Annotated in this window: 16 protein-coding genes; 10 read left to right on the forward strand and 6 right to left on the reverse strand. The window is 50.2% G+C overall.

What is annotated here, in order from left to right; genetic code table 11:
- Nucleotides 1–50 precede the first annotated feature (50 nt).
- Nucleotides 51–251 (reverse strand): KTSC domain-containing protein, encoded by a 201-nt coding sequence (locus ACSQ17_RS07680; RefSeq protein ID WP_436068171.1) that lies wholly within the window; start codon nt 249–251, stop codon nt 51–53.
- 159 nt (nt 252–410) lie between these two features.
- Complete coding sequence (locus tag ACSQ17_RS07685) at nt 411–2,576, reverse strand: AAA family ATPase (RefSeq protein ID WP_436068172.1); 2,166 nt, start codon at nt 2,574–2,576, stop codon at nt 411–413.
- Nucleotides 2,577–3,530: 954 nt separating this feature from the next.
- Between ACSQ17_RS07685 and ACSQ17_RS07690 the strand changes: the two genes are divergently transcribed.
- On the forward strand, nt 3,531–5,318 hold the full coding sequence (locus ACSQ17_RS07690) for a site-specific DNA-methyltransferase (protein WP_436068173.1): 1,788 nt from the start codon (nt 3,531–3,533) through the stop codon (nt 5,316–5,318).
- An 11-nt stretch (nt 5,319–5,329) separates the two neighbouring features.
- A complete protein-coding gene (locus ACSQ17_RS07695; RefSeq protein WP_436068174.1) occupies nt 5,330–8,047 on the forward strand; it encodes a DEAD/DEAH box helicase in 2,718 nt (905 codons plus the stop codon).
- Nucleotides 8,048–8,268: 221 nt separating this feature from the next.
- On the opposite strand, the gene ACSQ17_RS07700 is transcribed toward ACSQ17_RS07695, so the two are convergent.
- From ACSQ17_RS07700 to ACSQ17_RS07710, 3 genes are all read right to left on the reverse strand, one after another.
- Nucleotides 8,269–8,625, reverse strand: coding sequence for a histone-like nucleoid-structuring protein, MvaT/MvaU family (locus ACSQ17_RS07700; protein WP_436068175.1), 357 nt, complete (start codon nt 8,623–8,625; stop codon nt 8,269–8,271).
- A gap of 102 nt (nt 8,626–8,727) precedes the next feature.
- Nucleotides 8,728–9,933: an SH3 domain-containing protein gene (locus tag ACSQ17_RS07705; RefSeq protein ID WP_436068176.1), complete on the reverse strand. Its 1,206-nt coding sequence runs from the start codon at nt 9,931–9,933 to the stop codon at nt 8,728–8,730.
- Between the two features lie 739 nt (nt 9,934–10,672).
- On the reverse strand, nt 10,673–11,140 hold the full coding sequence (locus tag ACSQ17_RS07710) for a helix-turn-helix domain-containing protein (protein WP_017675687.1): 468 nt from the start codon (nt 11,138–11,140) through the stop codon (nt 10,673–10,675).
- Between the two features lie 142 nt (nt 11,141–11,282).
- Here ACSQ17_RS07710 and ACSQ17_RS07715 point away from each other — a divergent pair, with 142 nt between their 5' ends.
- From ACSQ17_RS07715 to ACSQ17_RS07730, 4 genes are all read left to right on the forward strand, one after another.
- Nucleotides 11,283–11,744 carry a hypothetical protein gene (locus ACSQ17_RS07715; protein ID WP_075750100.1) on the forward strand — a complete coding sequence of 154 codons (462 nt, stop codon included), beginning with the start codon at nt 11,283–11,285 and terminating at the stop codon, nt 11,742–11,744.
- Nucleotides 11,745–11,759: 15 nt separating this feature from the next.
- Nucleotides 11,760–12,167 carry a hypothetical protein gene (locus tag ACSQ17_RS07720; RefSeq protein WP_436068177.1) on the forward strand — a complete coding sequence of 136 codons (408 nt, stop codon included), beginning with the start codon at nt 11,760–11,762 and terminating at the stop codon, nt 12,165–12,167.
- A gap of 228 nt (nt 12,168–12,395) precedes the next feature.
- Complete coding sequence (locus ACSQ17_RS07725) at nt 12,396–12,794, forward strand: DUF6957 family protein (protein ID WP_075750104.1); 399 nt, start codon at nt 12,396–12,398, stop codon at nt 12,792–12,794.
- A gap of 68 nt (nt 12,795–12,862) precedes the next feature.
- Nucleotides 12,863–13,219 (forward strand): hypothetical protein, encoded by a 357-nt coding sequence (locus ACSQ17_RS07730; protein ID WP_075750106.1) that lies wholly within the window; start codon nt 12,863–12,865, stop codon nt 13,217–13,219.
- Between the two features lie 395 nt (nt 13,220–13,614).
- On the opposite strand, the gene ACSQ17_RS07735 is transcribed toward ACSQ17_RS07730, so the two are convergent.
- Entirely contained in the window at nt 13,615–14,406 is a 792-nt protein-coding gene (locus tag ACSQ17_RS07735) for a hypothetical protein (protein WP_436068178.1), read from the reverse strand.
- Nucleotides 14,407–14,828: 422 nt separating this feature from the next.
- Between ACSQ17_RS07735 and ACSQ17_RS07740 the strand changes: the two genes are divergently transcribed.
- From ACSQ17_RS07740 to ACSQ17_RS07755, 4 genes are all read left to right on the forward strand, one after another.
- Nucleotides 14,829–16,754 carry a Mu transposase C-terminal domain-containing protein gene (locus ACSQ17_RS07740; RefSeq protein WP_436068179.1) on the forward strand — a complete coding sequence of 642 codons (1,926 nt, stop codon included), beginning with the start codon at nt 14,829–14,831 and terminating at the stop codon, nt 16,752–16,754.
- The gene (locus ACSQ17_RS07745; RefSeq protein ID WP_296277324.1) at nt 16,747–18,357 is read left to right on the forward strand and encodes an ATP-binding protein; all 1,611 of its coding nucleotides are present in this window, start codon (nt 16,747–16,749) and stop codon (nt 18,355–18,357) included. Before ACSQ17_RS07740 ends, ACSQ17_RS07745 begins: the two co-directional genes overlap by 8 nt.
- Before the next feature lies 1 nt (nt 18,358).
- Complete coding sequence (locus ACSQ17_RS07750) at nt 18,359–19,867, forward strand: TnsD family Tn7-like transposition protein (RefSeq protein ID WP_296277629.1); 1,509 nt, start codon at nt 18,359–18,361, stop codon at nt 19,865–19,867.
- An 88-nt stretch (nt 19,868–19,955) separates the two neighbouring features.
- Entirely contained in the window at nt 19,956–21,530 is a 1,575-nt protein-coding gene (locus ACSQ17_RS07755; protein WP_436068180.1) for a Tn7-like element transposition protein TnsE, read from the forward strand.
- The last annotated feature ends 215 nt before the right edge of the window (nt 21,531–21,745 follow it).

Here is a 21,745-nt window from a genome sequence, read left to right on the forward strand (position 1 = left end):
AAAGAAAAATTCTGATGATGGTGAAAGCGCCACCGGCAAGAAACAGACGATCAGCACTGATAGCGGTCGCGAATCACCCGATCATAATAAGCTCCCACGGATCCAGCATTCATCAACCCCTGATGTACATCAGGAGGCACACCGCAAAATTCATACGTGCGACCTTGCTTGAATGTGATCTTCATTCTTCGAGTGACTGCGTCGTAGCCTACAGCTGTAATAGCTGAAGATCGAACAGATATCATTTGCATGACTTACCCCCTTCCATGAAATTCCATATCTTGTGAGACTGACAATCGTCGACCTCTTTCTTTTTCCAACCCACCTAATCTGCGGTTATCGCGAACGACAATAGCCGACAATGAGCAAGCGGCTAGGATTATAATGAACTCCACCACCCGCCCCATGGATTATAGTGATTTTACGTCGCGGTACAGTTCCGATAGATGCCCTGTAGACAAATCCAATATTGGCTCATACATAAATGAGTTCAAATGTATATTTGAACTGACTGTCACGCTAACTTTTCGCAGCGTTTGTATGGTCGGACAGTTTGAGTAGTGGTTGATATATTGCCCGAGCAATCTGCCAAATTGGCTATGATCGGCGCACCAGTAATTTTGGTCTCCTAAAGCCACTCTAATTCGCGCCAACATATAGGCTTCAGCTTTAAGTCGAATTGCTATCGACATTACAACCTTGTCCTCAAGATTTAATCCTGTCTGCAAGGGGCTGACAGCGATAGCTTCAGCCTGTTCAAAAATTATCTCTTTAACAGGCCTTTCTGTTCCAGGATGCTGGTAACCAAATGTTGAGTTATATATTTCGACAAAATCTTGATGAGTTATTATGTCTGTATCATTTTTTTGATGGAGCAAGCTTGTTAGCTTGAGGTAGTCAGGGTGTGCGTCGCCCTTCGTGTACTCAATGATGTTTCTAGTAAATGGAATGGCAGCGCACATTGCGCGTAAATTTGTATGGAATTTTCTTTTGATGATGCCGATAAAGTAGTTCTGAACGCCTTCTGCGGTTTCTAGTTCGATCTTGTCGGGATGCTTGTTTGCCATGAGGCATCTTTTACGATGCACAAACCTCGTGAGACTTCTGAAGAAGTCGTAATTATGGGTTAGTATTATTTGATAGACATTGTTTTTTTCTTCCATATCCTCAAGGTATTGAATGATTGCATGTTTGTTCTTGTAATCAAATGAGTCAGCAATGTCGTCTATTATAAAAATTGTTTCGTGATTTAGCTTTGATTTTGCTTCAACTTCAAAGATAAAATTCAGAAGATAAAGAGCTCTCTTCTCGCCCTGGCTAAGTGTTTTAAGCTCGTTTCGACCTAGCTTAACTTCCTTTCCGTCTTCATCCGTGAACACATATGCTAATTTTGCTCGTTCTTTCCCAAGGGCGGCTTGAGCATGATTTTCTACTGTGAGCCGGAAGGGCATGTCAGTGAAGCGGTCATTGAACAGGCTAACTGCCGCGCTCCACTCTGGCGCTAAGCTAGCCGCCTCCTGTTCTATGGAGTCGATTTCTTCTTTTGCGGCTGAATACAAACTCAGATAGGTCGCAGTCTCTGGGCTATTCTCTAGGTAAAACCTCCATAATATTACTTTAAATACCCCTTGGTTTTCAGGCTTCAAACCCTCTAACAGCGAGTCTATATCGCTCATTGGGAGGTTCTCAAATAACCTTGCTATCGCTTGTGTCTGAGCGTTGTTGGCAATATCGTCCTTGATGGATTTTAGATGCTGGTCATCTTCAATCCTTGCTAGTAGAACTTTAACTCTCTCTTCTAACTCATCAACCCCAACGGGGGAGGAGTCTCCACTTAGGAATAAGAGATGACCGCCTTCAAAGTACCCTTGGCTTTTAAGGGTTGTAAATGAGCGCTCAGCTTTTATTGGATTGAATATATCCTTCTTGAAGATAGTTCCTTCTTGCGTAAAAATCTCCTGATATCTTTCGCTAAACTCTCTGGCGCTGCTTAGGAAAGCTTCGCTTCTTAGTAACTCTGTGACCTTGCCGTCAAATATCGTCGCATAGTTGTAGGGGGGCGTGGAAGATATGGCTAACGGTTCTTCTGAGAGTTTGGATATACATGCGAAAAATGTACTCTCTCCAATGTCACTCAGTATTTTCTCTTCAATATCCTTTTTAGGCACGCCTGACAGCTTCTGTAACGAGCTAATGGCTTTTACCTTTTGCTTCTCGATATTTATAATTAACGAGTCGTATCTCGTCTTTTTTTCGGGATTAACTAGGATATTCGAAATCTCTGGACTTTCTTGAGACAAATCGATTTCTGACTTTAGTACATGAATGCACTCTGGCGTGATAGCGATGTTATCTATGTGCACCACGGCTGTGGCAACTTTATTGAATCGCTCTTCCTTTGGAGTTTCACCTGCGGCCAATTTTTCAAAGGTCTTAGTGAATGATGTTTTCATCAGCCCATTTGGGGCGTAAATTGCAAAAGATTTCTTGTGCTCAGCTGGCGCGCCAAAGTCAAACTTATAATATAAGGACTTAATCCCATAGCAATTTTTTAGATCGATACATACTTCTTTCATTGTATAGCAGCCTTCTTTCCTTAATCCCTGGCTTGCGGTGCACAGAGCCGTTAAAGTTCAACGCTATCACCAATAACCAACGAGGTTTAGTGTTATTTTTCTTCTTTCCCACGCTACGGTTATACCAACGTATAGCTGCTTTTGGCCGTTTGCGCGCTAGGGAGGGAATGCGCATCCTTCGAGGGCCAGTCTAGAAGAAGCTGGCGACTGTCGAATGTGTAACTGCGCGCAGTGAGGCACCTGGCAATGGGCCCCAGGGGGGGTTAGCAAAGCTCAGTGCGGTGCAAGCAGGCGGTTGAAGTAGATATCAACCTCACCGTGACTTCGCCATGGCTCAGCGTTTCATGTAGAAGGAAGGTCGTCCAGGCGACAAGGATCGGGGATCGCTCTGGCTCGATACGCCAGAGAGCTCGGCGCTGGAGTGCATGGTGGCTGAGGGCCGGGGCCATGTCGTGACCACGACACCACCAGTGGAACATGCCTGGATACATGATTACTGACCAGTGCTGGCTTCCCTAAGAGGCACATAGAGCAAAATCCCCTAAAATTGGCCATTTCTGGTGGGAAATCGACAATTGCGACGGAGCTAGAGCCGGCCAATAGCGGATAATGCGCGCCTAAAAATCTAGGCCAATTCGCACCGCATGGCTATTTCCAGATATCGTCGCTCTTCGAAACGCCCTAGCGAGGCCAATGTAGGCGCTGTGCTATGAGCATGACTACAGATATGCTCGTGATGAACCGAAAGCCTATGCAGCTGGTGAAGCTACCTGCCTGACGAGACAGCAGAACGAGGTTAGTGTCATCCGGCTTCAAGAGGTTTGAAATCTAGATTGCTTAAAAACCCCGCCCTTCTGCGGAAGTGTAATGAAGACGCGGGTAAATACTGGCAAAATCAAATTCAAGAAACGTGTAGCTGGTTTAGATGCCAGCAAATGAGAAAAAGACAAATATATGCCAACACTTCATTGGGTCGGAAAGAATAAGGTGGTCAACCACCACCATGATGTGCCATTCCGTTTGCTGGACAAGCAATACACCTTCAAAGCTAAAGAAGGCACTCCTGCTAACTCCGAAAATAATCGAATCATTCATGGCGACAATCTAGAAGCCCTTAAGAGCCTTCTTCCCGAGTTTGAAGGCAAAGTTAATTGCATCTACATTGACCCACCTTACAACACAGGCAATGAAAGCTGGATATACAACGACAATGTGAACGACCCAAAAATCAAGAAATGGCTGGGTCAAGTAGTAGGGAAAGAAGGTGAAGATTTAAGCAGGCACGATAAGTGGCTGTGCATGATGTACCCACGACTGAAGCTACTGCATCGCTTACTAGCAAAGAATGGCGTTTTATTCCTTCAGCTAAATGACGATGAACTTCATTATGCCAAAGTATTAATGGATGAAATTTTTGGCAGGGACTCTTACATCAATGAAGTCTGCGTCAAGATGAAGTTGACTGCTGGGGCTTCTGGTGGCGGCGAAGACAAAAGACTTAAGAAAAACATCGAAAACATCCTCATTTACACCCGCGACAGAACTGGCGAAGGCGGCTTTGATAAGTTCAATGATGTTTATGATGAAGAGAATTTGTTCGATATCATTGACGACATGGAGTCCGAAGGTAAAAGCTGGAAGTACACAAGTGTCCTTTTGAGCAAAGGCGACTTTGTTGAAGAACGAGTAGTCCTAGATGGCGCAGGCGATGAAATCAAGGTTAAAAAATACAAAAGCGTAAAGAGAACAACCGTCAATTCTCTTGTTAAAAGTGGTGTTGAGCGTGAAGACGCATACCTTGATAACTTCAACTGGATTTTCTCTGACACAAATGCCCAGACCAGCATTCGAACACGAATAATGGATGAATTTGTTTCACTAGAAGATGATGAACTGCTTATTGCGGAATATGTACCTAGATCGGGACGCGCCAAAGGAACGTTAGTTCAACACTATTACATTAGCCCAACAATTAGAAGGGTTATCTGGCTTAAAGATACCGCCGTCAAGAGGGGTAAGGGAATTGTTAAACTTGAGAAAGCAGGCACCTACTGGGATGGTTTCCCACTAAACAACTTAACAAAGGAAGGTGGAATTCAATTCCCAAGCGGAAAGAAGCCGGTACTTCTAATTGAGAAAATTCTTCGGCTAGCAACCACAAAAAATTCGATTATTCTTGACTCATTTGCCGGCAGTGGAACAACTGCTCATGCAGTCTTGAATCTCAATGCTCAAGATGGTGGCAATCGTCGCTTCATCTTGTCTGAAATGATGGATTATGCAGAGACTATAACTGCTGAACGAATTCGCCGCGTTATAGATGGTTATAGTGAAGGAAATAAAATTGTAGCAGGCCTAGGTGGATCTTTTGACTTCTATAAGGTTGGGGCTGCTCTCTTCAAAGAAGATAAAAGCCTGAATGAAGAAGTTGGTGCTGAAGCCATTAGAAGCTATGTAGCCTACACTGAGAACATCCCGACCGGGCAACGGTTAGGGACTGAAAATCCTGTAAGCCCCTATGCTTTGGGGTCAACAAATACGGCCCTGTTTATTTTCTACTATGAAGAAGATCGGGTGACGACACTTGATATTGATTTTCTTGGACAACTGAAAGTCAAGAACCTGCAATCCAGACCTGAACAATTTGTGATTTATGCGGACAAGTGTGCTTTGGACAAGGATTTCCTTTGCAAGCATGGAATTACCTTCAAGCGAATTCCTCGTGACATCACACGATTCTAAGAAGATTAAATATGGAACTCAAAGACTACCAAGCTGATGTACTGAGTGACCTCAGCCAATACTTGGAAACCCTGCTTGAGTGCAAGGGGCATCTTCTCAATGCTTTCACAAAGTTTTGGAAAGATCGAGGCGTCCTTAATCAAGCCTACAAGAACAACATCAAAGAAGTGCCTCATGTCTGTGTCAAGGTGCCCACTGCTGGTGGCAAGACTTTCATTGCAGTGAATGCCTTGGACAGGATTTTTTCTGCCTTCGCAGAATACAATCCTACCCGTCCTAAGTTCGTGGTGTGGCTGGTTCCTTCTCTAACTATCCTTGAACAGACGGTTAAGAATCTGTCCAACATCGACCACCCATACCGCCAGAGGTTGAATGACCTCTTCAATGGTCGTGTGCAGATTTATGAGAAAGCTGATGTGCTTCAGGGTGCAGGATTCAATGCTGACACCGTCAAGGAACAGCTTTCAGTGGTTGTGATGTCGTTTGACTCACTCAAGGCCACCAACAAAGAGAACCGCAAAGCCTTTCAAGAGAATGGCTACCTTGCATCATTCCTGAATGATGATGGTCAAATTATTGAGCCACTAGATGGAACTGACCCCTCAGCGCTCATCAATGTCATGCGGAACCTCAAGCCAGTTGTGGTTGTTGATGAAAGCCACAATGCTGAAAGCACTCTGTCTGTTGATATGCTTCGCAACATTAATCCAAGCTTCATTTTTGACCTGACTGCTACACCAAGAGATAACAGCAACATCATCAGCTATGTGGATGCCTTGCGGCTCAAGAAGCAAAACATGGTCAAGCTTCCGGTGATTGTTGCCAATCAAAGAAGTCAAGAAGATGTGATCATGGCGGCCCTCAACATGCGGCGCCAGTTAGAAGAATTTGCCAAGAAAGCGGAAGAGAAAGGTAGTGGCTACATTCGCCCTATCGTACTATTCCAGGCTGAACCGAAGAACAAAGATGACACAACCACCTTTGAGAAGGTGCGGGATATTTTACTTGAACTGAACATCCCACCTGAACACATTGCCATCAAAACTGCAAATATCAACGAACTAAAGAATGTTGATTTGATGAGTCGTGATTGCCAAGTACGATACATCATTACGGTCAACGCACTGAAAGAAGGTTGGGACTGCCCGTTTGCTTACGTTCTTGCAACACTAGCAAACAAGTCATCTGTGGTGGATGTTACTCAGATACTGGGGCGTGTTCTACGCATGCCTTATACCAGAAAGCACAGCATTGAGCTGCTGAACCTGAGCTATGTGTTTACCTCTTCCAGCCACTTCCAGAACACCTTGAGCCAGGTTGTTGAGGGTCTCAACAAGGCAGGTTTCTCCAAGCGGGATTACAGAGAAATTGACCTTTCGAAAGTTGAGTATGAACCAGCGCCTACTCCTTCACCCACACAGAATGAACTGAATCTAACTCCTCACACTGGTGAGGTAAACCCTGCTGAAACGGACGAAAGCAAGGATCTTGATATTGAGAAAAATAAGCTCAATCCTAACTGGGAACACCAAGCTGTAGAACAAGCTGCAAATGTGGATACCAGTGGTATTCAGCAGGCGACATCTACTGCAAGCGACACAACTGGCATTGAGGCAATCAAGGCCCAGGCTGTTGCACAAGCTCAACAATTTGAAGAACAGGCCAATGCTGCAAATGGTCAAAGTTGCCCTGAAGAACTGAAGGCGCATATGAATGAGCACAAGATAAAGCCAATCTATGAAGAGTTGGCAAAAGCAATTCAGCTGCCTCAGTTTTTCATCAAATTGCCTTCTGATGGTGGATTCTTTGACAGTGGTGATGAATGGCACAAGCTCTCCAAAGAAAACTTGCTGTCTAACTTCGTACTGGGAAACCTCGATGCCACTATCAGCTTCACTGCTATTGAATCAGACGTGTATGCAGTAGATGCAGAAGAAATTGGTAAAGGTGAGAGTGCTCCAGCTTTCAAGGCAGTGAAAAAAGCGGAGAAGGAGAAGCTGAATAGCATCATCAAGAGCCAACCGACTTCAGGTCAAATTACCTCTATCGTTGCTCGGCTGTTTGGTCTGATTGGGAAGAACACCTTCTACCCAATTGAGGACAACGATATTAAACATTACCTGACTCGTATTCTTGAGGCAATGAATGCGGATCAACGAGCAGATTGCCTTGAACGCGACTACGCTTATGTAAAGCTAATCAAAGACAAGATCCATAGCCTTGCCAATGAATATGCCGCCAAGGAATTCGGCAACTGGCTGACAACTCAGAAAATCAAGCTCCGCCCTTCCTTCTCACTACCGCCAAGTATTGCGCCAAGCGACAATGCTCCTGCAATAAGTAAGAGCCTCTATGTCACGGAAGGTAGTGTGAACAACTTGGAGAGCAAGGTTATTCGCGGCGTGGCTGACCTAGAAAACATAGTCTGGTGGCACAGGAATCTTGAACGAGGAAAAGGCTTCGTCATCAATGGATTCCTGAATCATTACCCTGACTTTATTGTTCTCACCGAGAGCAAGAATATAATTATTGTTGAAACAAAGGGAGATGACAGAGATAACTCAGATTCTAAAGACAAGCTCAAACTTGGAAAAATCTGGGAAGCTCAAGCCAATCAGATTTCCCATGAGACAGGCTACCGCTATCACTACATGATGGTGTTCGATAACAACCCGATTGATGGAGCTCAAACAGCGGGTAGCGTATTAAGCCTGATTGAGTCTCTATAAATCTATTGCGAGTCTTATCTTTGATACTGAACCAACCATCGCATATGGTGATAGCTCATGCTTAAGTAAAAACCCACAGGCCTGCTCTACTGCTGCTGTTTTATTCGAGCTTTTTATGACAATTCCTCCAGAAGACCGAAGATCTGTTGTCGTTGAGGGCGAGTTTTGGCACAAAATAACAAGGGCCGCTTACGCGGCCCTCTGATTAACTCGAAACGAGTTCATTGCAGCCAGCCCTCGACGGTATCAGCACCATATTCAGCTTTCCAAGCCTTCAACACCTTCTGATTGCCGCCTTTAGTTTCGACCACTTCGCCTGTGCTTGGATTCTTGTAGCACTTAACGGCGCGCTCGCGACGACTACCTTTGACTGGTGCAATCACTGCCTTCCCTGCATGGGGATCGAGCAAGGCAATGACGTTGCGAAGGGAATAGCCGAACTCGGCGAGCAAGGCGCGGAGTTTGTTTTCAAACTCGATTTCCTTCTGGAGCTTTTGGTCATTTTTTAGGGCTTCGAGGCGCGCTTGTTGCTCAGCGATCTGGGCTTCTAATGCTTTATATTCGGCGATAATCGACATGCTGATTCCTGATGAAAAGTTAAGGGGCCTATCTGGCCAGAGTTTGCCATTCAATGCGGGGATTTACACCTGAGGGAAAGGTTCTCCCTCAATATGGGTATATTAATTCAGACTTAAAACTCTCGTGTACTTTCGTGAAACCCAGCCCTCTATACCCACAGCAATGACGGTGACATGGAGCCAATCCGGATTGCTACTGTCGAGCACCTCAACAACTTGTCCATCGGCCAGGTGAACAGGGAGGACTGCGGCCTTGGTGCCGGCCCCCTCTCTCAGCCGCACTCCTACCCCTTTCACAAATCGGTAGTCGCCATCAATGACAAACGTGGCTTCGCACAGCGCCTTTCTCACTGTCTTGCCCATCTGCCCTGCTGTCATGCCAGGCAATATCTTGGGTTGTAGAAAGCACAGTTCTTCGCGAACGGCATTTTGGGCTGCAAGGTAGGTGGCAAGCAGACCTAGAAACCAGCAAAACCATTTGAAGTAGGCCTTCGCCGCTGGGCTTAGCTTTGACAGGTCTCCCGTCGAGGCTGCATCAGCCAACTCACTCTGGAGCTGTTGGGGTGTAGAGGCGAGTCCGCCGTCACCATCATTACTGGCATCAGGCAGGTCGGTCGGGTGCGGAACGGGGACAGGTGCTTCTTTTAGCGTTTCAGCCGCCGCTGCAATGGTCGAAAGTAGTTGGCTAGATGCAGGAGCGTCCCACTCGATATCTGCGACTTCAGCGAGGTGCCCCGTTTTGAACAGGGACGAGCCCATTGAGACCAGTTCAGCCATCCTCGGATAGGTGCTGAACGAATTTGCAGTTGCAATTGCCGCTAGCTCAGCAGCCACCAACGAGGCGCCTCTCAAAGGCTCCACCACACTAAACATCTCACGGATCGACTTGGTGTCGGCTAGTACAGAGGGGCTGAGGAGGGACTGTACGGAGGCCATCTCTTTTGCGATCTGACTAACCTGAGTTAGCCCCGCTACCTGAGCGCGAAACTCAGCGCCAATTGAGCTGACAGGAAAGAGCTGAGCCTGCATGTCCATGAATGGGCGGATACGCTCCAATGCTGATTGCATGGCCATGGTGGGCTTTAGGGCGTCACGGATAGAAGCGCTGGCTGCTGCGATAGCAGCTGAATAGTTGGCGCCCAGTGGTTCTATGGTGGCCATGGCCAATTGGGCACTGACTCGTTCGGGCAGACCATGGGTAGTGGCGAATTCCGAACCGACACCGGCTACAGAAAAGATTGGATCTAGAGCGCTGGCTGCCGACCCAATCAGATCGTGTATAGCGGCGTTTTCAGAAGGCTTTGTCATCGATACCAGCCGTTATGGGATAGCCGTTCAATGATATCAGCAGCGCGGGCACAGCGTTCATAGACAAGCCCCATACACATGCTGGTCAATTCAATACAGTTTCAAATTTTTGATTGCCTGGAGAGATCACATCCCGGTAGGGGCATCACTTGCATTAGAGATTCACGAACGATTTCACCCATACGACAGCTAGCAGCGCTCTAGCTGCTAGCAATACAAATACAACACCGGTGTTGTATTTGTATTACTGAATACCATAAGATGGTTAAATAGCTGTGAGTCCCTTGCTAACAGGGACTCACTCTGCATTTACCACCGGACGGACAGTTAAATATCGGGCTATTTCAATACCACATAACGGTTCGAGTCCGTGTGGGCCCACCATATAAAACAACGACTTAGGTCAGCCACCGTGCTGGCCTTTTTTCGTTTATGGGCTCGATAAAAAATTTGCGTACCGTTTTGCGTACCGTTTCTTTTTTGCTGCGACGGAACGAAACGAGCGCTTTAGCTCGCAGCTCGACACCCAGGCAGCACGCCAATGGGCTTGTGCTACCGCCCAAACGGGTACGGGATTAGGTGTTCAGGCCGGAGAAAGGAGCTGCGTATTGCCGGAAGCGCGACACGCAGTGAGTATTGCCGCACCTCGTTTGCGACTCACTTGAGCTGTCGCACTCTCCCGCAGCAACACACGGACGATGTCGCATAAGACGTGAAACCCAATTTAAATGCCGCCTAGTCACTTCTGAGTGGCAGGCTTGACCCAATAACGCTCGACTGTCCTCACCGTAACGCCTAACTGACGCGCGATATCAGCTTTAGATAGGCCTTCGGTCTGCAATCGACGAGTCTCATCGCGGGTCGCATCAGCCTTCTGGCCACGAATTCCTCTCGCTGCATCTTTTGAGGTGACAGGCTCGAACCGCCCGGCCTCCAGAAGCAACCGAATTTGCTTGTTGTTCGCGCCAAGGTGCTCTTCAACCGCCTGACCAGCCGAGCGCGCCTCAGCAACCAAAAGCAATTGGCTCGGTGAAACGCCCAGCACTCCACATAGGGCTACCAGCGTGTCAATTCTGACTGCGGCCAGCCCCTTCTCGATCTGACGTAAGTGGGTAGCGTTGACGACTTCAGCACAAGCTTCATGCGTGAGGCCAGCCCGAAGCCTCACGTCTCTAACTACCTCACCCAACACCTTTTCGTAGCTCATCTATCGCGCTCAGAAAAGGAAGTATCAAGCCACCTTTGACGCGACACATCGTGATGGCATAGCATTACCTTGTTTCGCTACCACCAGCCACATACCGCTGTCAATAAATACAAATCAGATTCTCAAATTACTGGAGAAGCCCATGAACACCACGACACAAACCACACCCGCAGGCGGCAAGCTTCAGCTCAAGATGAACATGGAATCGCTGCAACTCCGCGTGGAACTGAAATCGCTGCTTCAGTTGTTCGGCGCACAAACATCCCTGGCAGAGCTTGCCATCACAGAGTTTGGAGGCGAACTCCGTGTTGAAGAGGCACAGGAAGCTGGGGGCTCGCTCTACTACTTGCCGCTACGACTAACCCCAGACTTCATTGACCACATCCTGGATCAACTTTGCCCGGATAGCAGACGCGCAGCCATTGAGTGCCTTAATAAGTATCGCTCTGCATGGAACAGGGCCGATCAAGACACCGCACAGATGCTGGAGAAAAATGCTGATCTGCGAAGATCACTACAGCTGTTCAAGAAACAAGAACAGATGGTCCACACTCTCAGGAAGATGCTCTCCTCGCTTCAAAAAAACCGCCAACCGGCGCTCTAACTCAGGGCCGCCGTCATGACTACCAAACGTCCAAAAGAGTTTTTAACTCCCACGCCCCAAGAAATCCTTAACGCAATAACGCTCTGGCAGAGCATGCACGGGGCCCCCAACGGGCAAATCACGCGGGTCGCAAGGATGGAGCGAGAATTCACGACAGTCTTCGGGGGCACCTTCGGCACCGTCTCGATTGATCAATTGCCGCAGGCGATAGATGTACTGTGCAATGTCATCGCCAACCTGGACCTGCTTAGCCTCAGGTCGGCGACCAAGAGACTGGAACTGATCATGGAGCATCTGGTCACGACAATCGGCAAAGGGTCAGGTCGTGCAGGCTTCGCCGATGCAGAAGCCCTCACAAGCGCACTCCAACTCGCGCGACTAGAGCCAGACTTCCCTTACACCTACCCGGGCTGGGCTAAGTAAAATGGCCGACCTCACTCCGCTGGCTGAACTTTTTCCGGGTTTCAGCCTGCCTATGCCAGGCAGCTCAATGTCGGATAAAAAGGCACTCAGCTGCGCCAGCAAGCACTTTCCTAGCACGTCAGGCCTGCAACATGCAGCAGACTCCATGAGCGGTAGTGGGCAGCTAGCTGCCCCAGCTATTGCCCGGAATGTCACAAGCCATCCTCAGAGGATATGGATCAATCAACCATGAATTCACTGAAAGAAATCACAGAGCTACTTTACGCAGTAGGGGTGTCCATGCCCGGCAGCCCCATGTCCGACGAAGAGGCACTCAGCTATGCCCGAAAGAACTTCCCCTATGGAAATTTTTGCCTGGTGCGTGACTGGCTGTGGCTCGATATAGAGACCACGGACGCTCAACGGCATGCCCTGGAGAAGACACAACGCCAGCCGGCTTTGATCTATGCGCACCAGGTTGTCTTCGACAGCGAGCGACGATGGGATGTCGGCGACTTCGTGAGAACTTCGCTACTGCATCAGTTCAGCGAGGGATTTCATTTCAGAACGCTCAATTCTGTGTACCTGCTACTGGGCCCCGGTACTCGCAAGCCTGCCAGCGCCGACACCATCGCATGCCTGATTTAAGCCATTGAGTATCCCGGTGAACACACGGCCTCAACCAGCAGTTGATCATTGATCTGTGAGGAGCAGTAATGCGCCCAATTTCTCCCGAGAATATGCGGAAGCTGCGCAAGGCTCAGGCATACCCTTTCAGCCAGCCGGTCACGGCCTATCTCACTGATGCCCATATCGCGGCATGCTGCTGCCTGGGAGTAATGCATCGACATGTCAGGGCTGATCCGCTCGGTGGGCGATTTGCCGATGGGCGTCTGATCCGCACCTCGGACATCCTGCGTATCGAACTGGAGGGAGAGTTCTGGGTGCTCCACACATACACAGGAAGCTTCTATGTCATCGCCTCGTTCCACCCAGGTGGATACCAATCCCTAATGGACTATCAGGCATTTCTGCCTCAGGGCTTCTATCCGACGCCTGATCGGCTCCACTGACTCAATTCAGAAAGAGGCCAAGCCGTGTCATGAAGATCATAACTCCTTCTTCATCTCCACGCCTGGGATCATTGCTGGTCTTTCCGGGGATATCAACGACCTGTTCCTGACTCACCTTTTCTGGGCCGGCCCGATGTGTAGCGAGCCAATCCAAGGGGCGTTGCTATTCAAGATTGGGGCCCAAAATCTGCGACACGACTACCGTGCCGCATGGGCGATTGCGACATAGCTGGCAACCAGTACTCCGGCAGCCACAGGCAGAAACCGGCCAAAAGCGGTCATCGAATGCCTACAAAACTAGTGGCGATTCAGTATTTCGGCACGGCTAAGGTCTTCTTAACTATTAGCACAGACCCTGCGAATTACTTAAGTCGCCTAGCAGCTCGCCACCGTGCTTATGGGAGCCGACCAATCATTCGATAGCTCCCAATCATAAGCGCTATATTATCTAACTTCGAGAGGTCTTCATTTTTGCTCTGGGTAATGGCATAAAGTTTATTGAGCATGTCCTTATCACTATCGCTTAACAAGTCCATAAGCTTACTTATGCCCTCATTAGTAGAGGGCGTACCCAAAGCGCCAACATTCCTTGTTAACTCATTTCCCGATAGCCTAGAAAACATTGTCTTGCTACCTGAATCTAAGACCTGATAATCCAAATTTAGTGCTGGAAAATCTTCAGCATTGTATCGAACAACTGGTTTGGCACTAGGGTCAGTAGCGCCATCAGAACCAGATGCTGAGAATGCATAGGCGATGTTTTCCAGAAACGAGAAGTCTGACGCATGTACAGACATCCTTGTCGGACTAAATACGGCTTCCAGAAAGCCACGATCAATCAAGGTATCGCCCATTGCTTTACTGGTTAGCACTCTCTGTGCAACAGCCTCATCCTCTGCATTGAATTCAGGAATGAAGGGGTTGCCCTGAAGATCATATGCCTTTCCTGCACCGTCCAGAGGCCCTCCGGGGCCGGCCCTTCGGTAGACCCCAAGATCAAAAGCCAGGCCATCGACTTTAAGCGGATCTATTCCGTTTGCACTTGCATATTCATAAACGGTTGACAGCATTTCCCTGTCACTTTTGGTAAGAAAATTATAAACACTGCCAGAAGTGTTCCTTGTAGTCGTCGTTGTTTCTATTCTTGGCTCAACAGAGCCATCTGAATGAAATAAACGGGAAAGCATTGTGGCTCTTCCACTGATACTAACTGTGGCCGATTCCTGTTTTTTGACAAGTGTCTCATTCTGAGAAGAGGAGCCAGTAGCCGAAGACTTAACTGGCTTGGGTTCAACCGAGCCAGCTGAGCCGGCGATTGAGCTAGAAACCGTGTTTATTGACACCATTGCGTTGCTCCTTGCTCGCTAAGCTGTGCGACAAAATATCTGGCCACCAGCCTGCGGTGGATGGCCACGAAAATAACCTACCGCCAATACTATAGACTCAGTACGAATAGTTAACCGTTACACAGTCGGACGAGTTGGAGACAGCCGTGTAGCTCCCTCCCGTAATAGTATGGCGAATCCAGAATTGGCCTCTGGCGTTGAAACCTGATGAGCCATGAGTAGCGTAGGCTCATTTTCAACGACTGCTTCTGGACGGGGAGCTAGTGTGTATTGTTGACCCATTCGAGGAGGCGGTTCTGCGGGAGGTGGAAGAAGGCTCTCTTGATCAGCAGAAGCGCGATGCTGCCTGGGAAATGCTTGCGGATGTCGCTCAAAACCCTGGGTTGTTCATTCGCAAATCAAGAGGACAAATCCTCATAGGCATCATGGAACGCCATGGTGTTACTAAGCAGACGGCATACAGGCTGTTGAGGCGCTATTGGCAGCGGGGTATGTGCAGGAACGCCCTATTGCCGGACTACGTCAATTCGGGCGCGCTCGGAAAACGACGAAAACCAAGCCAAGCCAAGCTGGGCAGACCCAGGGTTGTGAGAGAGGGGCGGGGGAGCAACGTCACACCGGACGTGGAACGTATTTTCCGTCGAGTCATCGATGAGCGCTTACTAAAGCAAAAACATCCGTCCATCCCAGACGCTTACGCATCCGGGTTGAATCTGCTCCATGCAGTCCTACCGATGCGGTCTGTCGCCGAGCTGCCGACTTTGGAGCAGTTCCGCTACTTCTACAAACGTGAATACCACTTCACGGAAACGTTACCAAACAGGATGTCCGCCGTTGATTTCGCCAAGGACATCCGTCCGATCACAAGTACATCGACGGCCGAAGTTCTGGGCCCTGGGTACCGCTATCAGATCGACGCTACCGTAGCTGACATCTATCTGATTTCAGAGCAGGATCGCAGCCGCATCGTCGGTAGGCCCGTCGTGTATATGGTGATCGACGTGTTCAGCCGTATGGTTGTTGGCATGTACGTCGGTTTCGAGGGACCTTCCTGGGTCAGTGCAATGGTGGCTTTGGCCAACACGGTCACCGACAAGGTCGAGTACTGCCGCCAGTATGGCGTGGATATCGATGTTGGCGATTGGCCGGTTAAGGGCTTGCCGGATGCGTTTCTGGCCGACAAGGGCGAACTAAACGGCACCAAGGTCGAAGCATTTTCCAAAGCATTCGGTGTTCGTATCGAGAATGCGCCGGCCAGGCGCGGGGATGCCAAGGGTATCGTCGAGCGCTATTTCCGGACGGTACAGGAGAATTTCAAGCCCTATGCCAGCGGCGTGGTCGGAGATACCACAAGTCGGAAAAGAGGTGGCCACGACTACAGGCTCGATGCCAGTCTGACGCTAGGCGAGTTCACTCGAATCATCATCGCAGGCGTACTCTGGCATAACAACTTTCATACGCTGGGCAAGTACGACAGAGCTGCTGGTATGCCGGGCGGTCTGCCGGCTATACCTACCATGCTGTGGAGTTGGGGGCTGGCCAACCTAACTGGTCGGTTGCGCACTGCACCTGAAGATCTGGTCCGGATCAACCTTTTACCTCATGATCAGGCCACGGTTTCGGAGCTGGGAATCAGGCTGTTCGGCTGCTTCTACACCTGTCAGGAAGCAATCAAGGAGGGTTGGTTTCACCGAGGCCAGGGGCGTAGGCCGACAGGGGTAACGGTCGCATACGATCCGCGTAGCGCCGACCACATCTATCTGCGGCCATCTAATAGCCTCAAGGACTACTGGATTTGCGATCTTGCTGACCGTAGTCGACGTTTCAGGGGGATGACCTTCTGGGATGTCTGGCTGTTGTCCAGAGAGGAACGTCGTAGCGATGCCAACGCGGCGGCGGAGGCCTTAATGGAGAGAGGCAAGCTTCTGGAGCGGATCGAGTCCATCGTTGCCCAGGCAGAGGATGCTAGTCCGGTCAAAACGGGTATGACCAAGAAGGATCTTGGAACCCAGATCCGTGAGAACAAGCAGCAGGAAAAGCGTCAGGAACGCCGGAAAACGGCATTCAAACCGGCGAAAGTGCAGCAAGAAATACCTGCCGAAGTTATCCCGCTGCGAGGCGAAAAGCAGGAAGACTATGCCTTCCCAGATCTCAGTGACCTGATATTCAAGGAGGAAGGCGATGACTGAAGAAATCCGGCGCGGAGTTATCCCCCCGGCTCGTTACCATGAGCAGCAGCTTCCCGAATATCAGGAAAATCCACTCATCAGCGCATTGCCCCCGATACCTGATCTGCAGGAGGTGGTCGGCTTGTTGCAGAAGCTTCCCAGTTTCGAGCCGCAGGAGGTACTCCTGGATGGTAGGCTCAGGGCTCATGCAATCGCCCGGCTGTTGCACGGCTTCTTCCAGCCGCTCAGCCACCACTTGGAGCTGGAGAGCAAGATCAGCCTGATGATCCGTCAGGGCTACATCGGTCGGAATCCTGCCTGCGGCGCTTGGTATGCTCACTTGCAGAATGGCTATCGCCGGATCGAGGAGGAGAATCTGGATGCGGTGGTTTACCAGAGTGTCTCCTCCACGGCCAACAGCTTGTCGCTATTCGGCTGCTCAGGTTGCGGGAAAACGCGCACTCTTGAGCGGATTCTGGGCATGTACCCCCAGGCTCTACATCACCCAGATTACAACATCACCCAGCTGGTCTACCTGAAGGTCGACTGTCCCATCGACGGTGACCTGGATGAGTTGTGCCTGAGTTTCTTCAACGAGGTAGACAAGATTCTTGGTACAACCTATAGCCGCAGCCATGGTCGCAAGAAACTGGGCACCAAGCGCCTGATGGCATCCATGTGCCAGGTGGCCAACCTGCACGCGCTTGGTGTGCTGATCATCGACGAGGTTCAGAACCTCAACGAGGCCCGCTCCGGTGGTGCCGAGAAAATGCACAATTTCTTCGTGTCGCTAGTGAATACCATCGGTGTTCCGATCATTCAGGTCGGGACCCACCGAGCCAGTAAGTTCTTTCAGCGCACATTCCGAGCCGCGCGTCGAGTCTCCGGGTTGGGCAGCATTCGCTGGGACAGGTTGCCTCGGGATGAGCACTGGAAGCGCCTTTTGAAGCGGCTCTGGAAGTACCAGTGGCTGCGAAATGCGGCGCCGCTGGACGACGAGTTGGAATCGACTATGTACGACCTCACACAGGGGGTTATGGACATTGTCATCAAGCTGTTCGCGTTGGCGCAGATCCGGGCGATAGTGACTAGCGTCGAATGCATCAAGCCACTGTTGCTACGCAAGGTTTTCGAGGACGAGTTCAAACCGGTCCAGCCCATGCTGGCTGCCTTACGGAGCGGTAGACCCGAACTGATCGCCAAATATGACGACCTGCTGATGCCTGAGATCGAGGGACGGTTGCTGACATTGACGCGCTCTCTGGATAACGTCGCCCAACCGAAACCGCCGACACCTTCGGCTGATGACAAGGCGAAGCGACTGGCCGCCCTGCTCGAAGAGATGGATATCCCTATGGATATCGCTATTCCCATGGCTGACGAATTGTTGGCAAAGAATCCGGGTATCCCGATGGCGGCCCTGATACATAAGGCCACGGCCTACCTCGTGCAGGATATCCCCAAAAAGCCCAGTATTTCCAGGTTAAAGCGGACAGAGTGGGGATGCCTATCCGAGGAGGATCTGCGCAGGCGTTATGCTGACGGGTCTGAGAGTGAGGTCTACGACAGATTTAAACAGGCCGGCCTGATCCTCGATCTGCGGCTTTTATTGAAGGCGAGCTGACATATATTTCCCCAGGCTTTATCCGGACGAGCTGCTCTACAGTGGCATTGCTCGGTGCAGGGTACATCTGGGGATAGGTAGTCATAAAACGCTGCTGCACATGCTTTTTGGTGACAGTAAGGTAGCCGCTATAACCGACCTGCCCACGCATCTGACCGCTCTGGCGAACAATACTGGGCTGGATACGGCGAACGTGATAATGCATCACACACTATTTCCGCTCTATGCCCCCTTCATTCCACAGGCTCGTCGTACTGACCTTTTCCAGGCCATGCTCGCTGCTGATCGGTCGACCATCGGTCTTGCAGGGGCTTCGACGGCCTTGGTCAAGTGGCCCGAGTGGCTGCGTTACTGCCCTGTCTGTTTCGAGGACATGGCCGCCTGTTTCGGTGAGCCCTACTGGCGGCGTAGCTGGCAGATGCAAGGAATAGACGTTTGTCCCGAGCATGCCTGTCAGCTCTTGGATTCACCCATTCCGTTCCGTCGAGCGCAGCGACACGAGTTTCACCCAGCTTCTCCACTGTTTTTGTCCCGTAATGTTCGCGCTAGACTCGCAAGCGAAGAGGCAATCAGGCTCGCCAAGGCAGCTACGCAACTTCTGGCGCTCGAAGAGGCGCAATCGACTGGTTACGGGCACTGGACTAACCTGTACCGGTACTTGGCAGAAGAGTGCGGTGCCAGGCGCGGCCGACAGGTCAGAGCCGAGGTCTTATGGGATAAGATCCTAGCATCTCACCATAGGGATTGGCTTGTTGCGAACGGTTTGCTAGCAACCGGGGAGCCTCCGCCCTGGCTTTTGGCGATGTTCAGGAAGCATCGCAAGGGATTTAGTGCGCTGCAGCATCTTATCATTTGGACAAGCCTGCGCCCCGGCCAGCATGCTAGCGATCTGATCGGCGAGGCGAAGACTCGCCAGGTCGATCTTTCCATCGAACATTCAATGCAGCTGCTCTCCGACGTGTTTGAGCAAAAGCAGCTGTACCGAGCTGTTTGGCTGCAGGCACTGGATAGGAACGCTGGAGCCAAGGCAGCTAGACAACACGGAGGGGAGGCATGTTATGCCTGGCTCTATCGTCATGACCGAAGTTGGTTGATGGCTGCGAACCAGGCAAGGCAGCGTCGACAGGGTAACAACAGGCACATAGACTGGCTAGCACGCGACAGGAAGTTGGTGCGCCTGCTGATTCGGATTGGCAGAAACAGCGAAGAAAATCTGAGTCTTCCACGCAGGAGCCGCAACTGGTTCCTGCAGCAGTTACCCCACCGGGCATCAGTCGAGCACCATCTTGATCAACTGCCTACGTGCCGTACCTTCCTGGATCGTTATGCCGAATCCGTCGGCGAGTATCAGATCCGTCGCCTGACTGTAGCCGTACAGGAGGATGTAATGGATGGTATGCCCATGCCGTCTAGGCGCTGGAAGCTAGAAAAGCGTTGTGGGTTGGAAAAAAGCAGGGAGGCACCGCTGACTACTGAGTTCATTCGATTGATAGGAAGATGGATTGAATAGGACCTTATTCCGTCAGATTCAGACCGGATCTAAGCTGCGGGCTATTGGAAATTTCTACAGAGCACCCTCTCCGGAGGCTCGGTGGTGCATGGCGGCACTGTTTGAGTGCGATGGCCAGCCGCAGTTCAAGCAGCTCCCATTGGAAATGTCCTGTGTCCTCGCGACTGGTCGCGAGTTTCTTGGGGCAGACGGGGTTCCTTTCCGCTCCAGTGGTTTCAAGAAAACGGTGGTGCTGCCTGCAATAGATACCTGGCGGGAAAAACATTTGGGCGAGTGTCCACGTCTGGCCAGAAGGCTGGCAGCAAATCCTGAGATATCTGCACAGCGATGCTTTGTATTCGAGGTTAATGGCCTGACAGTCTGGCTACCGAAATTTGAGCTTGCGCGAAAACTATACTTTCACGCGGCTTTTATAGTCCGTGCAGCCTTTGTACCGAATGGCCTAGACATGGCCTTCACGATCTATAACGAGGGCGATGTTGTTCATATTCATACGCCCCCTAAGACAGGCGCGCCAAGTAGGCTCCTCAAAGTCAAGGCGTACAGAGACTATTTAAGTTGGCTGCTGCTGACTCAGGATGTGAAGCGATCCTTCGAGTCAATCTGGAAAAGCCTCAACCAAGCGCAAGAGCAGGTATCACAAAAATCGGCTTATGCCAGATGGCAGTTCGACTTCCAGGCACCTCCTTCTATCGCGGGTACCATGATGGATGTGCGAGGCCCCTTTGATCCAGAAAGCAAAGAGTTGCTGGTCTGGGAGATCGAAACGCTCCAGGGACTACAGTTTAGCCATCGTGGAGAAATTTTCTTCCATCACCCTGCTCTCAAGTTACCAGTTAGGGGAGAGAACTCCGGCTGCGGAACTGTGCCATCGGGGGCTGACGAAGTTGAGGTGGATGCTGAAGAAGATCCCACTGCCGCGAAGGAGCCGAGTTTGATTCATTTGCCTGTGGAGGGAATCAAATTTGATGCTCAGATGAATACGATGATTGCCTTCAACGGGGAGCATGCCAGCGGTCATGGCAAGGAGGTCAATGATGAGCAATCTCCGGGCAAAGAAAGCAAACTCCTCGGTGTTGCTGATCCCGTGAGCGACGGCAGCACAGCTCCAGGGGAGTTCCAGAAACTGGGAGAGATAGAGGACAAGGACAAGGACGAAGACAAGGACGAAGACAAGGACGAAGACAAGGACGAAGACAAGGAGCATGATCGGTTTGTTGGTCGCTTCTCGCTTCTCCGTGAAATCATTGAGCAGATCCCCCACGAGTCCGATATTGCGCTGGTATCACTGTATGTGAAGCCACTGCCTCCTGTTCCGCGCTGCAGCTACCATATGTTTGATCACGAAAAGCCACGCTGCTATTTGATGGCAATGTTCAAGCTGAAAAACGGTAATCAACGCTACCTTCTAGAAATAGATACCTCAGACAATCGTAAGACCATGTCAACGCGAGTCATGGGCTTCAAAGCAGATGTTGAGGTAGAAAAATGCATAGGCCGGATCTTGAAAAATACAGTGAAGGGCTCGTTGCGCTGGCCAAGCAATATGGCGGACTTCTGTGAGCCTTTGCACTCCGTACATCACCCGAAAGAAAGCCAATCCAGCACCAACCATGCCAGGGTGAACGACTGGAAGCAGCGTATACGTGATGTCCTGAAGTGATCGCAGAACTCTGCTAGAAGGCATCTCAAGCTGATCAAACCTGGTAAAGGTACTTCTGAAACCCACAAACGCTTTTCGTATGCTATCGGACGTCTCAGATCAGCGAATGCATACGCAATCGCGTGTTGTATTTGAGCTAATGGCCCCAGCTTAACTTCGTCGAGCTCATCCACGTCGGCGCTGAGCAAGTACGAAATTCAAAAAGCCTGCAGCTT

The organism is Pseudomonas sp. LjRoot71, from assembly GCF_964253255.1.
Lineage (GTDB): Bacteria > Pseudomonadota > Gammaproteobacteria > Pseudomonadales > Pseudomonadaceae > Aquipseudomonas.

Coding starts and splice junctions, on each gene's coding strand:
- ACSQ17_RS07680 (WP_436068171.1), bottom strand. CDS start 251: ATGCAAATGATATCTGTTCGATCTTCAGCTATTACAGCTGTAGGCTAC.
- ACSQ17_RS07685 (WP_436068172.1), bottom strand. CDS start 2,576: ATGAAAGAAGTATGTATCGATCTAAAAAATTGCTATGGGATTAAGTCC.
- ACSQ17_RS07690 (WP_436068173.1), top strand. CDS start 3,531: ATGCCAACACTTCATTGGGTCGGAAAGAATAAGGTGGTCAACCACCAC.
- ACSQ17_RS07695 (WP_436068174.1), top strand. CDS start 5,330: ATGGAACTCAAAGACTACCAAGCTGATGTACTGAGTGACCTCAGCCAA.
- ACSQ17_RS07700 (WP_436068175.1), bottom strand. CDS start 8,625: ATGTCGATTATCGCCGAATATAAAGCATTAGAAGCCCAGATCGCTGAG.
- ACSQ17_RS07705 (WP_436068176.1), bottom strand. CDS start 9,933: ATGACAAAGCCTTCTGAAAACGCCGCTATACACGATCTGATTGGGTCG.
- ACSQ17_RS07710 (WP_017675687.1), bottom strand. CDS start 11,140: ATGAGCTACGAAAAGGTGTTGGGTGAGGTAGTTAGAGACGTGAGGCTT.
- ACSQ17_RS07715 (WP_075750100.1), top strand. CDS start 11,283: ATGAACACCACGACACAAACCACACCCGCAGGCGGCAAGCTTCAGCTC.
- ACSQ17_RS07720 (WP_436068177.1), top strand. CDS start 11,760: ATGACTACCAAACGTCCAAAAGAGTTTTTAACTCCCACGCCCCAAGAA.
- ACSQ17_RS07725 (WP_075750104.1), top strand. CDS start 12,396: ATGAATTCACTGAAAGAAATCACAGAGCTACTTTACGCAGTAGGGGTG.
- ACSQ17_RS07730 (WP_075750106.1), top strand. CDS start 12,863: ATGCGCCCAATTTCTCCCGAGAATATGCGGAAGCTGCGCAAGGCTCAG.
- ACSQ17_RS07735 (WP_436068178.1), bottom strand. CDS start 14,406: ATGCTTTCCCGTTTATTTCATTCAGATGGCTCTGTTGAGCCAAGAATA.
- ACSQ17_RS07745 (WP_296277324.1), top strand. CDS start 16,747: ATGACTGAAGAAATCCGGCGCGGAGTTATCCCCCCGGCTCGTTACCAT.
- ACSQ17_RS07755 (WP_436068180.1), top strand. CDS start 19,956: ATGGCGGCACTGTTTGAGTGCGATGGCCAGCCGCAGTTCAAGCAGCTC.